A 16383-nucleotide genomic window follows, 5' to 3' on the forward strand; every position below is an offset into this window, starting at 1 on the left:
CCAGCACCGCTACATTCACCCTCGCCGGCGAAGTTTTCCGCCAATCACCAACATACAAGGAGTCAGCAGCAGAGTGAGGGCGGTGGCGAAGGTCAAGCCACCAGCAATAGCACTCGACATCTGCATCCACCACTGGGCGGAGGGAGCGTTAAAGCCTAATGAGGGTGTAAATAGATCCACGTTAATCCCCAGTACCATCGGCATTAACCCCAGCACGGTGGTAATGGCTGTCAATAACACCGGGCGAAGGCGTAAGCAGCCCGCTTCCAGAGCGGCTTCTGCGGGTGACATGCCGTTACTGCGCAACTCATTGTAGGTATCAATCAAGACAATGTTGTTGTTCACCACAATGCCTGCCAGGGCAATCACGCCCATGCCTACCATCACAATGCCGAAGGCTTGACCCGTAATCAGCAGCCCCATCAGCACCCCCGCTGTCGAAAACACAATAGCGGAGAGCACTAAGGCTGCCTGGTAATAGCTATTGAACTGAGTCACCAAAATCAACGCCATCAGGCCAATGGCGACCAGGAACGCGCTAATCAAAAACTGCATGGCCTCCTGCTGATCTTCCTGTTCACCAGCCACATTGACCATCAGGCCATCGGGCAAGCGCTCCCTGCTGGCGGCCAGCAGCGCCCTCAAGCGTTCATCCGCCAAATTGCCTGGGGCTAAATCCGCCTCAAGGGTAATGGCGCGGCGCCCGTCAATTCGATTGAGCGTACCTACTTTGGGTGCGGGTGTTAGTGTCACGAAATGAGAGATAGGCACCTGGCCCCGCTGGGTATTGATGGTTAACCGTTCTAACTGATCCAGGGTGCGCCAGTTTTTAGGCAGGCGTACGCGAATATCCACTTCATCGCTAACGGTGGGTGGGCGATAGCTGGCTACCTGCAAGCCCGTCGTCAACAGCTGAACGGCGCTGCCAATGGTGGTGATATCGGTACCCATGCGGGCAGCTGCTTCACGATCTACGTTTACCTGCCACTCCACCCCTGGCAGGCTGCGGTTATCCTGAATATCGGTAAAGCCGCCCAAATCACGCATCAGTGATATCAGTTGATTAACACCTGCATTGGCGATTTCCGGATCTGTGGCGCTAACTTCCAACACAATCGGCTTGCCGCCACCAGGGCCCATTTCCTGCTCCTGAAACTCCAGTGTAATACCGGGAATATCACGGGTACGCTCCGCCATATCAGCCAAAATCGTGCGGGCAGGGCGGCGGTCGTACCAATCCACAAACTGGAACTGCAGCATACCCACCACGTCACTACCCATTTGCTGGTCGGGAACGGCAAACGAGCGGGCGTACAGTGCCTCCACTTCATTCATCCCCCCAAGCCGATTTTCAACCCGTTGCAAAATGGCATCGGTTTCCAGGGCGGAAAAGTCCCCGCGGGCACGTACCAGTACCTGGGCGCTATCCGGTTCTACATTGGGGAAGAAGTCCACACCATGATTAAACTTGCCATAGGCGGTATACAGCATGGCAATCAGTAGCATCGAAAACAGTAATACCCAGCCAGGGTGCTTCAGTAAGCGCTCCAATACCCGCCGATAGCTACGCCCCAGCGCCGTGCTTTCATCCAGGCCTGACGCTCCCTCTGGAGTTTTTGAGGTATTGGTTGCCAGCCGCCCAAGGGTGGGTAGAAACACCAGCGCCATGGCCAGTGATGCCAGTAGGCATAAAATGACCGTGGCGGGCAGATACTTCATAAACTGACCAACCACCCCAGGCCAAAACAGCAGTGGTATAAATACCGCCAGAGTCGTTGCTGTGGAAGCAATAACCGGCCAACTCATGCGCGATGCGGCATTCAGCCAGGCCTCATGGGGCGACTTCCCCTCTTTCAAGTGACGGTCGGCCAGCTCACTCACCACGATGGCGCCATCCACCAGCATGCCCGCGACAAGTATCAACGCAAACAGAACGACGATATTGAGCGTGAAGCCGAATGCCCATACCAGCAAAATACCCGTTAAAAACGCGCCGGGGATAGTTAATCCCACCAGCAGGGCCATGCGCCAGCCCATCACCGCGACAACCACAATCAGCACCAGCACAACGGCTGTCAGTACGTTGTTCAGCAACTCGGAAAGCATACTCTGAACGGTGATGGACTCGTCCAGAATCGTAGTGATACGCAACTGTTCGGGCAGCAGATCACCTGCCTGTTCAAAGCGCTCCCTTACGCCCTCAATGGTAGCAATAATATTAGCCCCAGCGCGTTTGGATATTTCCAACACCACCGCTGGCTGGCCATCAATACGGGCAAAGCCTTCAGGGTCTTTATAGGTAGGGTGAATCCAGGCCACATCACCAAAAGTGACCACCTGGTCATCTTCGATCTTGACGGGCATCTGCATGACATCCTCAAGGGACTCGATGATACCAGGCACCTTGAGCGCCAGTCGTCCTGCGCCGGTATCCAGGCTGCCTGCCGCAACAAGCCGATTATTGCGGGAAACCTGATCAAAGAGAGTATCAAAATCAATGCCGTAGCTTTCGAGCACCAGGGGGTCGACGACTATCTCCAGCAAGTCTTCGCGCTCCCCGGCAATGTCCACTTCCAGCACATCGGCAATGCCTTCGATTTCCTCTTTCAGGCGCCGGGCGATGGTAATGCGTTCGCGGGTATCCAACTGACCGGAGAGACCAATCGTCAGAACGGGAAATTCAGAGACGTTCACTTCCATAACCCGCGGCTCTTCGGCTTCATCCGGCAGGCTACTGCGGGCAATATCCACACGCTCCCGCACATCGGAAAGGGCGGCATTAGGGTCAAAGCCAGGGTCAAACTCAAGTGTAACGGAACCGTGGCCCTCACTGGATTGCGCTGTAAATTTGCGCAGCCCTTCAATACCCCTTAGCTCCTGCTCCATGGGGCGGATCAGCAGGCGCTCGCCATCCTCGGGACTCACCCCTTCCAGAGAAAGCGAGACGTAAATAATTGGAATGGTGACGTCCGGGTTGGCCTCTTTGGGAATGAACTGCCATGCGGCAGTACCTGCCAGCAATAGGCCTACCAGCAGCAGCAGGGTAGTGCGCGTATGGGTCAGCGCCGCATTAATTAACTGGCGCATGACCACCTTCCTGAGCGGAGGGAAGTGTCTCGTTGGAGTGTGCTTCCTCCGCAGGAACAGGGGTGACTGTCTCACCCGGTTCCACCAAGCCAGCTCCCAGGGTGATGAGGTGTAGTGGGTCCGGCAGGCCGGTGACATAGGCGCGTTCGATATCGGCACTTACCAGGGTAACCGCGCTTTGAGCCACCTGGTTGTCGTCCACTACGTGTTTAACGGCCAGTTGCCCTGGTTCATTCAAACTCAATAGCGCAGGCGAGAGAGTATGTACCTGGCGCGGAGGCAGTGTGACCGTAAACTCTGCGCTACCTCCCGCCAGACGTTGCCTGCCGGGGTTATCCAACGTTACTTCAATATAGAATGTACGCGTCGACTCCTCTGCCCGACTGCTGATATGCGAAACCTCGCCGGTGAGCGTATTGCCATTCAATAGCCTGGCCGTTACGGGTAAGCCAACGCTAAGCTCGCCCACCTGCTGTTGAGATACCCAGGCGGTTCCAGTCAGGCGCCGGTCATCAATCAGGCGTCCCCACTCTTCGCCGGGTTGCAATAAATCACCCAGCTCCACCTGCACCCGGTCAAGTACTCCCTCAAACGGTGCGGTAGGGCGGGTATCGTTAAGCTGCTTCTGTAATTGGGCTACCTGGGCTGCGCTGGCGCTTAGGGCGCTTTGTAAACGCAGCAACTCAGGCTGGGAGATCAGTTCGCGACGGCGCAGGTTCTGTGCTCCAGCGTATTCGGCTTGTGCCACGGCCAACTCATCCTGTGCTTGCTGTAAACGCTCAGGCAGGGCTTCATTGTCCAGTACCAACAGCGTTTCTCCCTGAGCTACCATGCCGCCCTGGACAATCGGTTTTTCCGCGACAAAGCCTGCTACATTAGCGCGTAGAATGGTTTCACGCTCGGCGGTTAACTGGCCTTGAATAATTTGCCGGGGAATGTAAGGCGTGCTGTGCTGAATTACCACCTCGACCCGTGGTGCCGACTCATTCTCGGTTGCGCTTGTTTCAGGGGCTGTGGTTTGAAAACGCTGAAAGTCGCCAAAGGCCAGCCATATCACCAGCACCAGTACCAGTAAGCTGGCCAGGGCATAAGAGTAGGGGATTCGTCGCATGGGGTGTTTATATCCCTATTAACACAAAAGTATCGCCAAAGATAAGTAATGCTGAGGGCAGGGTATATAGCCCGTCACACAATAGCGCAACTGGCGCCTCTCAGCGAGTACCAAGCAGGCACGTTAATGGGTAGTAGCCTCATGTCTGATTGAGTTTTTGGGCGTGTGGGCATACCATCTTGGCGTCTTGAGTTCTGTCGACCCACCCTCAGGCGAACCAACCAAGGAGCAATGATGAAAGATCCAGTACGTATTGCGATTACCGGCGGTGCCGGCCAGATCAGCTACTCTCTTATTTTCCGCATCGCCGCTGGCGACATGCTGGGGCCGGATCAGCCTGTCATTCTCCAGCTTTTGGAAATCCCCCAGGCAATGGACGCCCTGAGTGGCGTGGTGATGGAAGTCAACGACTGTGCCTTCCCTCTGGTACAGGATATCGTGGCGACCGACGACCCCAACGTAGCGTTCAAAGATGCCGACTTCGCGCTGCTGGTAGGTGCCCGTCCACGTGGGCCGGGTATGGAGCGTAAAGATCTGCTGGAAGCCAACGCCGCGATCTTCTCTGTACAAGGTAAAGCGCTGAACGATCATGCAAGCCGTGATGTGAAAGTGCTGGTGGTTGGTAACCCAGCCAACACCAACGCGCTGATTGCTTCCTGCAACGCACCGGATCTGGATGCAGGCCAGTTCACCGCCATGACACGTCTGGATCATAACCGTGCTTTGACCCAGTTGGCACAAAAAACCGGCAAGCACGTCACCGACGTTGAAAATATGATCATCTGGGGCAACCACAGTGCCACCCAGTATCCGGATCTGGCCCAGTGCACAGTCGATGGCAAAGCCGCTTTCGATCTGGTCGATCGTGACTGGTATGAAAACGACTTTATCCCCACTGTGCAGCAGCGCGGCGCCGCGATCATTAAAGCGCGTGGTGCTTCTTCTGCGGCATCTGCCGCCTCTTCCGCAATTGATCACATGCATGATTGGGCGCTGGGCAGCAAAGGCATCGTCAGCATGGCTATTCCGTCTGACGGCAGCTACGGCATTGCTGAAGGCATCATCTACTCCTACCCGGTACGTTGCCAGGGTGGTAAATACGAAATCGTTCAAGGCTTCGAGCTGGACGAGTTCAGTAAAGAGAAGATGCAAGCCACCGAGAAAGAGCTGCGTGAAGAGCGTGCTGCCGTCGAGCACCTGCTCGGCTAAACGCGCCTCCTGGCAGCACCGGTAAACGCAAACCCCGCAAGCCCCAGCTTGTGGGGTTTTTTATTGCTTGCTAGGTTGCTGATGCGCTGCTCGAATTTTTGGTAAAAAGAGTGTCAAATAGCTAGGTGAGTATTTGAGTATAAGGAGGAGGTATGCAGGCAATTGAATTTGAGACAGACATCCAGAATGGCATTGTTAAAATTCCTGATGAGTATGCACATTTAAAAAACCGGCATGCAAGGATCGTTGTGTTTTATGAAAATACAGCAGTGGAGACTGGTGAGTCTGCTCAACCTTCCGGTGTGGATTTTACGTCTGTTAAAGCTCCCACTCTGACAACTCATGATGGCGTCGAATATCAGCGGGGCCTCCGGGATGAGTGGTAATTAGCTACTCGATACCAATGTGTTTATCAATGCCATTAATCGGCAGTTGTGCCTACCTGCTGCGCATTATTTCTACTCTATTATCACAGAACTTGAACTCTTGGCTTTCCCAGAATTGCCTTTAGAAGAAGAAAAAGCCATTTCAGCAATATTGGCCAAATTAGCTAGGGTAGAACTAGATCACCAAGTTAAAACCGAAACTATCAAGGTACGGCGTAGGACACAGATGGAAACTACCCGATAGCATCATTTCTGCTTCTGCATTTGTCACGGCAGCTACGTTAGTCACTGATGATGTCAAGCTGGCAGTGAAGCATTCGGGTAATGTGATCTCGCTTAACACTCTTCTTAATCTCTAATTATTTAATTTTTTTAGAATGTTGTAGCGTGTGGTAAGCGCAGCACACCCGCGAGCATTTTGTATAAGCACAGCGCGCAGCGGTGCTGGGGTTGGTTAAAGTGGCATGATTGGGCGGCTGGCGCCGCCATTCGCGGGTGCCTCGTTTGCTCGTTCCTCGCACCCTCGTTGTTACCACGCGCTACGGGACGTGCTTCCACCAGGCGTTATAAGGGCGTGATTTTGTAGCGCGTGGTAAGCGTAGCGCACCCGCGGAGCATTTTGTATAAGTACAACGCGAAGCGGTGCCGGGGGTTGTACGGAGTCACTTACACCTCAGCCCCGCAAACTCATAATCCGCCAGTTGCGCTCTTCGGCAATTTTGCGAAGGGTATCGTCGGGGTCAACCGCCACGGGGTGGTCTACCTTCTCAAGCAGCGGCAGGTCATTGTGAGAGTCGCTGTAAAACCAGGCGCCATCCATTGAAATATCCTGCTGCTCATGCCACTGCTGCAAGCGGGTGACTTTGCCTTCGCGGTAACTGGGAACCCCGGAAACCCGCCCTGTGTAGCGGCCGTTTTTTACTTCAGGATTCACTGCAATTAAGTGATCCACGCCCAGACGTTCTGCAATGGGCGCGGTGATAAAATGGTTGGTTGCGGTAATAATCATCAGCGTATCGCCTTTAGCGCGATGACGGGCTAACAGCTCTTCTGCCTTGGGTAAAATGTTGGGTTCAATTTTGCTGGCCATAAACTGCTGATGCCAGGCAGCCAGTTGTTCGGGTGTATTATCGGCAAGTGGCTTAAGCGCCATCTCTAAAAACGCCGCCATATCCAGGGTGCCTGCGTTGTAATCGGCCATGAAGCGCTCATTGGCTTCCCGGTAAGCAACAGGATCGACGGCGCCCTGTTCGAGTAAAAACTCTCCCCAGGCATGATCGCTGTCGATGGATAGCAGCGTATTATCCAAATCGAAAATGGCCAGACTCACGGCGCTCCCCTTATCGTTTTATGGTGGTCGTTAATTGCAGTGCACAAAGCGGCGGATTATCGCAGAGTCGCTCTGGCTTTCCCACCAATTGAGAGTAAGCGTTAACCAGTTAGCGTTATATTGTATTGATACGCTTGTCTCCCTTGTGGAAAAATGGGGACAACTGAAAATTTATAAAGGTGATGTCCGTGATCGACGCTGACGGCTTTCGCCCCAATGTTGGCATTATTATTGCCAATAGCCAGGGGCAACTGCTTTGGGCGCGTCGTGTAGGACAAAATGCGTGGCAATTCCCCCAGGGAGGCATCAAAGCAAGCGAGACTCCACAACAAGCACTTTTTCGTGAGCTTCACGAAGAGATCGGCCTAACCGCCGACGATGTTGATATTGTCGCCTGCACCCGGGGCTGGCTGCGCTACCGTCTGCCACGACGCATGATTCGTACCCACTCGCAACCGGTCTGTATAGGCCAGAAGCAGAAGTGGTTTTTACTTAAGATTCGCTGTCAAGAGAACCGAATCTGTATGACGGCCACCCCAAAACCAGAATTCGATGGTTGGCGCTGGGTAAGCTACTGGTACCCTCTGGGGCAAGTAGTGCCGTTTAAACGAGAGGTATATCGGCGCGCGTTAAGAGAGCTTTCTCCCCGCGTACAGCGCCTGGCACAAGATAACGAAGGATAACAAGCACTTCACTGCCCTGTTTGGGCAGTGAGGGCTGCTGTAAAAATCCCTCAGCGAGGCAAACACAAGTGAATAGTAAAACCTCCATGCTTGAGGTGCTACGACGCGTTATTCAGGAAGTGAATGGCGCACGAAACCTCGACGCCGCGCTGTCAACAATGGTACGCCGCATACGTAAAGCCATGCAGACGGATGTCTGCTCTTTCTATCTCTATGATAAAGAGCTGGAATCGCTGGTGTTGATGGAAACGATAGGTTTGCGTACCCAGGCGGTAGGTCGTGTCATTCTGCCGCTAGGCGAAGGCCTGGTGGGGCTGGTTGCCAAGCGCAGTGAGCCGCTTAACCTGGAAGACGCACAGTCTCACTCCCATTTCCGCTATTTTGAAGCCACAGGCGAAGAGCGCTACTCAAGTTTTCTCGGTGTGCCGATTATGCACCAGCGCCATATGCTGGGAGTACTGGTGGTACAGCAGGCGGAAAAACGCCGCTATGATGATGAAGATGAAGCTTTTCTGGTAACCATGGCTGCCCAGTTGGCAGGGGTATTGGCTCATGCGCTGGCCACCGGTAACTTCACTCGCCCGGCACTGCCCGGCGGTCAGGCGATGTTCAAAGGTGTGGCGGCCTCTCCAGGTATGGCCATGGGGGAAGCAGTGGTAATTACACCGCCAGCCGACCTCAACAGTGTGCCCGACCTGATCCCCAGCGATCAGGAGTTTGAGATCGCCCGTCTGAAAGAAGCCATTGCCAAAACCCGTGATGAGATCCGCGCAGCGGCGGAGCGTTTGGTCAACCGTATTTCCTCCCAGGAACTGGCGCTGTTTGATGTGTACCAGCAAATGCTGGGAGAAGCAGCGCTGTCGGAGGAGGTTGAAAAGCGCATCCGTGAAGGACAATGGGCGCCCGGTGCGCTTGCTGATGTCGTGCGCCGTCACGTGCAATATCTTGAACGTGTTGATGATGACTACTTACGTGAGCGTGCAGCAGATATTCGTGACCTTGGCCGCCGTGTGCTGGCGCATTTACAGGAAGATACCCCCTCAACGCCGGAAACCTATCCAGATAACGCCATTCTTGTGGGTGACGAAATCAGTGTGGCAATGCTAGGTGAAGTACCTAGGGATAAGCTCAAAGGGTTGGTATCTGTACGTGGCTCCAGTACTTCACATGTCGCGATTGTTGCCCGTGCCATGGGGATACCCACTGTGTTGGGCATGGTCGACCTGCCGCTGCCGCGTCTAAATGGTGCGCCGGTAGTCCTGGATGGTCACCGGGGCAGGCTGTTTGTGCGTCCTGCCGCAGAGCTGAAAACCCGTTACGCCAGTCTGATCGCTGAAGAAAAAGCCCTCAGTGAAGTGCTGGAGCATGAGCAAGACCTGCCCAGTGAAACCCCAGATGGCCATGTTATGCCGCTGATGGTAAACACTGGCTTGGCGGTGGATGCTACGGCACTGCTGAAAAGTCGCATTGGTGGGGTAGGGCTGTATCGCACGGAAGTGCCGTTTATGATTACCGAGCGCTTCCCTGGTGAAAAAGAACAAATGCGCATGTACCGTGAGCAGCTTGAAGGCTTTGCGCCATTGCCCGTTGTCATGCGTACACTGGATATTGGCGGCGATAAGGATCTGCCGTACTTTCCCATTGAGGAAGCCAACCCCTTCCTGGGCTGGCGCGGTATGCGGGTAACCCTGGATCACCCGGAAGTATTAATGGTGCAGCTACGGGCCATGCTCATGGCTTCCCACGACGTAGGCAACCTCTATGTTCTCTTCCCGATGATTACCAACGTCGAAGAGGTAGACGAAGCCTTGCGCCTGCTGGACCGAGCTATTGTCGAGTTGGGTGAGGAGGGTATCGTGGTCACACGCCCTAAAGTAGGCGTAATGATTGAAGTGCCCGCCACCATCTACCAAATGGATGCATTGGCAAAACGGGTCGATTTCTTCTCAGTAGGTAGTAATGATTTAACCCAGTACCTGCTTGCGGTCGATCGTAACAACCCACGTGTATCAAGTCTGTACGATGCTTTGCACCCAGCGCTGTTGGGGGCGCTGCAAGAGTTATCTCAAGATGCCAAGCGACTCAATAAGCCGATTTCCCTATGTGGAGAACTGGCGGGGGACCCGGCTGGAGCGCTGCTGCTAATGGCGATGGGATTCGACAGCCTCTCAATGAATGCTCCCAGCCTGCCCAAAGTTCGAGCGGCGATTCGTAGGGTAACGCTGGTGGATGCACAGGTTCTGCTCGAAGAAATTATGCAGTTGGATACCCCCACACAAGTACATGAGCATCTGAATAAGCGCCTGGATGACTGGCAGCTTTCACATCTGCTGCCACCACGGGATTGATACCGCTTTATTCGAAGGGCTGATGGGGCTAGGTCAGTTCTGAAGAGGTGGAAAGGGTGGTTTCGCCCTCAAAGCAGCCTAGTGGTCCAAAACGCTGCTCGGTAATGCAGATATGCCCCGCCTTATCCATGCTTAGCCAAGTGGTAGCGCGGGTGCCATAGCGCTCCCCCACAATAAAAGCGGCGGAAAGCTGGCGCTCCAGTTCAATGCCCACTCCCGTATCGGGTAACGCTGAATCGGGTGCCTGTGTAGGGTTATGCAGGGCGTGTTGAGTCAAATAGCGCCAGTTTTCCGGTGTACTGGTCGCCATAGCCTCCCGTACGGCTTTGAGTTTAGGCCAGGGCGTATTCAGCGTGTCATTCGAAAGGCCATGTACACCTGCCGGTACTTCGTTTAGCGTGATACTGTAGCGGCCCCGGTGTAAGTGCCATAGATGCTCGTTGGTGCCGACCAGCAGGTTAAACCCGGCATAGTGCCGGGCGCCAGAGATGGCTAGCATTTTTAGCCAAGTCTCGATGTTGTCGCTTTGCAGGGCACTGGCAACCAGTTCACCACGGCTTGGTGCATTGGCGGGGGTGGCAAGCTGTGGGTCGCGAACATTGGTCAGCGCCGCGACCAGGCCACTCTTCCGGTCTGCCGCCAGCCAGGTGCCGCCCGCCTCCAGATCCCGCCCACCCAAAAGGTCGGGGGCATCGTTCCAATAGGCGAGTGGCGCGCTAGGGCGCGCGTAAAATTCATCACGGTTCCCGGCCAAACGTAGGGGGTGGGGGGTACCTGGAGCCCAGGAAAAGGTTATCAAACACATAGTGAACTCTCTATTCCCTCTAAAATTGGGCAGGAAGAGTGCCATCCCCTCCAGGAGCGGCATGACAGCATTGTGGTGTAGTCGTACACTAACCTTATATCCAGACGTTTTACCACAGCGTGGGCTGCTCATCCGGTAAGGAAATTACCCGCTACCCAGGAACGCACGATCTATGCAATTCTACCAGCGAGAGCACTTTTGGAATGCCATCGTTTGGCCAGTGCTATGGCCTTTGCTGCTCGTTCAGGCAGCGTTGGTCATACTGTGCATTTTTGTCGGATTAGTCATCTGGGGAATGTCGCCAAATCAGGTTTCCTGGAGTACCACACTATGGCTGGCGTTTACCTTGCTGTTGGGCAGCTGTATGAATGTAGGGGTGTTTCTTATGCTGGTGAAAGCCAGAGCCAAATATAAAGATGCCCTGTTCTTGCAGGAGCTGGCAGAACTGGAACGTCATTCGGAAACACTGTACTTCGAGATGGTAGGAACGGATATTCAGTCAACAGCGCCCGTGGCAAAACAGCACACGCTCCCTTTGCGGCGCTTGTCTCATGTTAATGATTTACTGGCAGAGCTGGTCAGAATCCATGCGAATACGCCGTTTTTTCCCCCGTCTTCCGAGCGCTCCAAGCAAGATCAAGCGTTGCTTGAGGATCTGCACCATCAGCAAAAGCAGCTTAAACACTTGATTGCGGGTCGCGACCGTGCACGGGAAGAGTCGCGCTTGAAGTCAGGGTACCTCACATTGCTGCAGCGGGAGGCGGACAGCCTGTTTGATCATGTGGGCGGTATGCTTAAGGAGGGTGCGTCAAAAGAATGCCGCCAAAATGTTACTCATGTCAGGGAACGGTTGGCCGACATACGTGCACTTCTTGCGAACTTCGTTCAGCAAAGCGTTAACGAAAGTTCTTCCTTTGAAGCGTTATTGCCCCCTGCCAAACGGCAATTAAAGGTACTGGTGGTGGATGATGGCCCCGTTAACCTCATGCTGGCTCGTCAGATGTTAGAATCCCAAGGTCTTCAGGTAGAAGGCGTAAGCAGCGGTGAACAGGCGCTAGAGCGCCAACAAACCACCTTTTTTGATCTGGTATTTATGGATATTTTCATGCCGACCCTGGATGGGCTTGAAACCACGCGCCGCTGGCGTGACTTTGAAAGTACCACTAATAGTCAGCGCAGCATTATCATTGCCCTGACCGCAAACGTCGATAACGCTGGCCGCGACACCTGTGAGGCCGCCGGGCTCAACGATGTGCTTGCCAAACCCTATCAACCCGAAACTCTAATAGGCATGATTACCAAATGGATGCCGAACGTCAATAACGAGACTTCTATCTCATGACAGCACTGACCATTGTGGTGGGATATTTAGCGCTAGGCGCAGCAGCAGGCATTATGGCAGGGGTATTCGGCGTTGGTGGCGGCATTATTATCGTCCCCGTACTGGTGTTTGCATTTGGTGTACAGAACATTGCACCAGAAATTACCATGCATCTCGCTGTTGGAACCTCATTAGCCACTATTGTGGTAACCGGAGCCTCCTCGGCACTTGGCCATATCCGCCGGGGCAGTGTACATCGTCCCTGGTTTATGGCATTACTGCCTGGGTTGATGCTGGGGGCCATTGGTGGTGTGTTTATTGCCGGTAGTCTATCGGGCACGATGCTGGGTACGTTATTTGGCATTTTCGTACTATTGCTGGCAACCAAAATGGTTCTGGGCCTCAAACCCAAGCCCGGTACAGTGGTGCCGGGTAAAACTGCCATGACCATTGCCGGTGGGGTCGTCGGCGCTATTTCCGCACTGTTTGGCATTGGCGGCGGCGCGATGACAGTACCCTGGCTCTCCCGTTGTGGTGCCACCATGACCCAGGCAGTGGGCACCTCTGCGGCTTGTGGATTGCCCATCGCGGTGGTCGGTGCCATTACGTTTATTATCGTAGGGTGGGGTAACCCACTACTGCCGCCATGGGCTACCGGCTTTGTCATGTGGCCTGCTTTTTTGGGCATCGTGGTAGCCAGCGTACCCTTTGCGCGGATTGGGGTTCGTCTTGCCCATGTGTTACCCGCCCATGTGCTACGGTTTTCCTTTGCTGCGCTGCTGGCCGTGGTAGGTTTACGCTTCATATTGGCGTAATCACCGCATGCCAGGCTGCCGCTTTCCACCTGTTAGCTTAGAGAGTCTTGATGATCAACTACCCAACAATTGATCCGGTCGCGATTTCCCTCGGCCCGATTCAAGTGCATTGGTATGGCCTAATGTATGTCGTCGGTTTTGTCGCTGCCTGGTGGCTCGGTTGCCGACGCGCCTCCCGTATTGGGTTAACCAGAGACGATATCAGCGATTTACTGTTCTACTGTGCGATTGGTGTAGTTGCCGGAGGGCGTCTGGGGTATGCACTGTTTTACGGGATGGGGCAGTGGGCCGCAGATCCGCTGTGGATTTTCCGCGTATGGGATGGCGGCATGAGTTTCCATGGCGGACTGCTGGGTGTGCTGCTGGCCGCATGGCTCTTCGCCCGCCGTAAACAGCTGGCTTTCCTTACGCTGACCGACTTTATTGCGCCCCTGGTGCCAATTGGTTTAGGGGCAGGGCGCATTGGTAACTTTATCAATCATGAATTGCCGGGGCGAGTCACATCGCTACCCTGGGGGATGCCGTTTCCAGGTATGGGGCCAGAACCACGCCACCCCTCTGCGCTGTATGAGGCGGTATTGGAAGGTTTAGTGCTGTTCGTCGTACTCTGGTGGGTGTCGGCCAAACCCCGCGCACGCGGCTTTGTGTCAGGACTCTTCCTGCTGGGCTATGGTGTATTCCGCTTCATGGTAGAGTTTGTGCGTATGCCAGATGCCCATATCGGTTACCTTGCCTTTGGCTGGTTCACCATGGGCATGCTGCTGACATTACCCATGATTGTGCTTGGTCTGCTACTCATGGCATGGTCGCGTAACAAGCCAATCGACGCCAAAGTTTAGAATGGTGGCACATCAACCTTGTAGCGCGTGGTAAGCGAAGCGCACCTGCAGCCCGGCATGGATTCACCGCGAATCGGTGCCGGGGTGGGCCCGCTGCCACTCGTGGGTGGGCTAGACCGTTGCGTTATAGCGGCCTAGAATACATTCCCAAATCGCCTGCAACTCTGGAACTTTTGTGACTGCAACAACGCCCACGCCGAGCACCACCACGACGCCTGCCACCGCGCTTGAACAACCCTATCTGGATCTAATGCGCACCGTGTTGGATCATGGCGTTGACCGCAACGACCGCACTGGCGTTGGCACACGTTCCGTGTTTGGCCATCAGATGCGCTTTGATCTCTCCCGTGGCTTTCCATTGCTCACCACCAAAAAACTACACCTGCGTTCCATCATTCATGAGCTGCTATGGTTTTTAAAAGGCGATACCAATATTGGCTATCTCAAAGAGAACGGTGTGCGCATCTGGGACGAATGGGCTGATGCAAATGGAGATCTAGGGCCAGTTTATGGTTACCAATGGCGTAGTTGGCCGAGTCCCAACGGTGGTAGCGTCGACCAAATCACCAAAGTGCTGGAGCAAATTCGCACCACGCCGCAGTCACGCCGGTTGATTGTTTCCGCCTGGAATCCTGGTCAGGTGGATGAAATGAAACTGCCGCCGTGCCACTGCCTATTCCAGTTCTACGTTGCCAATGGCCGACTCTCTTGCCAGTTATACCAGCGCAGTGCGGATATCTTTCTGGGGGTACCATTTAATATAGCAAGTTATGCACTGTTGTTAAGCATGGTGGCCCAGGTGGCTGGTTTGGAGCCCGGTGAGTTTATTCACACTCTGGGTGATGCCCATTTGTACAGTAATCACTTTGAGCAGGCCCGGCAGCAGCTAACGCGCACGCCATTGGCTTCGCCAACGTTGGTGCTCAACCCTAAGGTCACCAGTTTGTTTGATTTTACTTTCGACGACATCCAGATCAAAGGGTATGAATCGCACCCTCACATCAAAGCGGAAGTGGCCGTATGAACCATCAGGGCAGCCCATCGGATTCATTGGTACCTGTTGCCATGATTGTGGCCATGGCGAAGAATCGTGTTATTGGTGTTGACGGGAAACTACCCTGGTACTTACCTGAAGATTTAAAGTTTTTTAAACGCATGACCCAAGCCAAGCCTCTGGTTATGGGGCGCAAAACCTACGCATCCATTGGCAAGCCGCTACCTAATCGGCTTAACATTGTGGTAACACGTGATAAAAGCTTCAATGCAGAAGGCACACGGGTATGTTTTGATCTGCCTTCAGCCCTCGCCCTGGCAGACCAACAGGCCACGATTGAAGCAGCCGAAGAAATTATGGTGATGGGCGGTGGTGAAATTTACCGCCAGGCGCTGCCTTATGCACAGCGTTTGTACATTACCGAGGTGGATATTAACGTTAATGGCGATGCCGTCTTTCCAGAGTTTTCTGCTGAAGAGTGGCGCGAAGTGCAGCGTGTAGCGGGTAAGCCCACAGAAGGGCAGCCCCATTATGATTTCGTCATATACGAGCGCTTCAAAGACTGATCGGGTCAAAGGAGGGAGCATGGCCGCCAGCGTACAGCACTTATTAGAGTCATTGGAAACACATCTTGAGCGGACAAAAGCCGAGCTTCAAACGCTGCGTGAAGAGAATGCACGACTTAAACAGCAACTGGCTGCCCGGCAAGGCCATGCTGAAAATGCAGAAGAATGTAGTGCCGCTATAACGATGCCCGTTGCGACGGAGCAGACGCCCAAACCCGAAGATGAGCTTCAGTCAGCACCAGTAGGGACGCCTCCCGCTGCATTTGCTGAAGAATCGTCTGAAAAGCGAACTGACGAAAAGAGTGCCCCGCCAGAGCAGCCGCCTTCGCCCCAAGCGTTATTGAAACAGTGGTATCAGCGCTACCCGGATGCCTTTTTTAAAGGGCATACCAAACCGCTTAAAATTGGTATTCATCAGGACCTTGCGGAGCGTGAACCCTGGTCTGGAAAGCTGATTCGACGAGCCCTTGCCAACTACGTTAACTTACCGCGTTACGTAAAATCGATGCGTGAAGGAGCAGAACGGGTGGATTTAGATGGTAAACCTGCGGGAACGGTTGATAAAGAAGCCGCATTACATGCCAGCGAACGGCGAAAAGAGCAGCCGCAAAATGATGTACCTTTAGCGGCTAAAAAAAACGCCCACAAAAAACCTCGGCCAGCACAAACTAATACAGCAAAATCCTCTCACAGGCCCTATACTGAAGTAGTTGATCCAGGTCCGTCAGAAAAAAGTGAGCAGGATAAACCGCTTAGCTGGGAAGAGAAATTAAAGGGTCTTCAGCAAAAATTCAAAGGCCGCTGAGACCTAATAAGTCACTGCGGGTTCCATAAAAAAACGCAATTCGTAAAAAAACACTGTTTTTTTCTATTGCGTTCCCTGGAATCC

14 protein-coding genes are annotated in these 16383 nt (G+C 53.9%); 10 read left to right on the plus strand and 4 right to left on the minus strand.

Features of this window, described 5'->3' with window-relative positions; all coding sequences use genetic code 11:
* Nucleotides 1–15 precede the first annotated feature (15 nt).
* Nucleotides 16–3087, minus strand: a complete 3072-nt coding sequence (locus tag HP566_RS21155; protein ID WP_249979277.1) for an efflux RND transporter permease subunit — start codon at nt 3085–3087, stop codon at nt 16–18.
* Nucleotides 3071–4198, minus strand: a complete 1128-nt coding sequence (locus HP566_RS21160; protein WP_249979278.1) for an efflux RND transporter periplasmic adaptor subunit — start codon at nt 4196–4198, stop codon at nt 3071–3073. The genes HP566_RS21155 and HP566_RS21160 overlap by 17 nt, the downstream gene beginning before the upstream one ends.
* A gap of 234 nt (nt 4199–4432) precedes the next feature.
* Between HP566_RS21160 and HP566_RS21165 the strand changes: the two genes are divergently transcribed.
* Entirely contained in the window at nt 4433–5407 is a 975-nt protein-coding gene (locus tag HP566_RS21165) for a malate dehydrogenase (protein WP_249979279.1), read from the plus strand.
* 152 nt (nt 5408–5559) lie between these two features.
* Nucleotides 5560–5793: a hypothetical protein gene (locus HP566_RS21170; protein ID WP_249979280.1), complete on the plus strand. Its 234-nt coding sequence runs from the start codon at nt 5560–5562 to the stop codon at nt 5791–5793.
* Between the two features lie 673 nt (nt 5794–6466).
* Here the strand turns inward: HP566_RS21170 and HP566_RS21175 are convergent.
* Complete coding sequence (locus tag HP566_RS21175) at nt 6467–7123, minus strand: HAD family hydrolase (protein WP_249979281.1); 657 nt, start codon at nt 7121–7123, stop codon at nt 6467–6469.
* Nucleotides 7124–7311: 188 nt separating this feature from the next.
* On the opposite strand from HP566_RS21175, the gene HP566_RS21180 reads away from it, so the two are divergent.
* Nucleotides 7312–7806 (plus strand): RNA pyrophosphohydrolase, encoded by a 495-nt coding sequence (locus HP566_RS21180; RefSeq protein ID WP_249979282.1) that lies wholly within the window; start codon nt 7312–7314, stop codon nt 7804–7806.
* An 86-nt stretch (nt 7807–7892) separates the two neighbouring features.
* On the plus strand, nt 7893–10154 hold the full coding sequence (gene ptsP / locus HP566_RS21185) for a phosphoenolpyruvate--protein phosphotransferase (protein WP_249979346.1): 2262 nt from the start codon (nt 7893–7895) through the stop codon (nt 10152–10154).
* A 28-nt stretch (nt 10155–10182) separates the two neighbouring features.
* Here ptsP and HP566_RS21190 read toward each other — a convergent pair whose 3' ends face one another.
* Nucleotides 10183–10959 carry an NRDE family protein gene (locus HP566_RS21190; protein ID WP_249979283.1) on the minus strand — a complete coding sequence of 259 codons (777 nt, stop codon included), beginning with the start codon at nt 10957–10959 and terminating at the stop codon, nt 10183–10185.
* Nucleotides 10960–11131: 172 nt separating this feature from the next.
* Between HP566_RS21190 and HP566_RS21195 the strand changes: the two genes are divergently transcribed.
* The 6 genes from HP566_RS21195 (at nt 11132) to HP566_RS21220 (ending at nt 16299) form a co-directional block, all read left to right on the plus strand.
* Nucleotides 11132–12301 (plus strand): response regulator, encoded by a 1170-nt coding sequence (locus tag HP566_RS21195; protein ID WP_249979284.1) that lies wholly within the window; start codon nt 11132–11134, stop codon nt 12299–12301.
* Entirely contained in the window at nt 12298–13095 is a 798-nt protein-coding gene (locus HP566_RS21200; RefSeq protein WP_249979285.1) for a sulfite exporter TauE/SafE family protein, read from the plus strand. The genes HP566_RS21195 and HP566_RS21200 overlap by 4 nt, the downstream gene beginning before the upstream one ends.
* 50 nt (nt 13096–13145) lie before the next feature.
* Nucleotides 13146–13934, plus strand: a complete 789-nt coding sequence (gene lgt, locus HP566_RS21205; RefSeq protein WP_249979286.1) for a prolipoprotein diacylglyceryl transferase — start codon at nt 13146–13148, stop codon at nt 13932–13934.
* A gap of 250 nt (nt 13935–14184) precedes the next feature.
* Entirely contained in the window at nt 14185–14958 is a 774-nt protein-coding gene (locus tag HP566_RS21210) for a thymidylate synthase (protein ID WP_249979347.1), read from the plus strand.
* Entirely contained in the window at nt 14955–15494 is a 540-nt protein-coding gene (locus tag HP566_RS21215) for a dihydrofolate reductase (protein WP_249979287.1), read from the plus strand. The genes HP566_RS21210 and HP566_RS21215 overlap by 4 nt, the downstream gene beginning before the upstream one ends.
* Nucleotides 15460–16299, plus strand: coding sequence for a ProQ/FINO family protein (locus tag HP566_RS21220; RefSeq protein ID WP_249979288.1), 840 nt, complete (start codon nt 15460–15462; stop codon nt 16297–16299). Before HP566_RS21215 ends, HP566_RS21220 begins: the two co-directional genes overlap by 35 nt.
* The last annotated feature ends 84 nt before the right edge of the window (nt 16300–16383 follow it).

The sequence above is a fragment of the Vreelandella olivaria genome (genome assembly GCF_023507745.1).
Classification (GTDB): Bacteria; Pseudomonadota; Gammaproteobacteria; order Pseudomonadales; family Halomonadaceae; genus Vreelandella; species Vreelandella olivaria_A.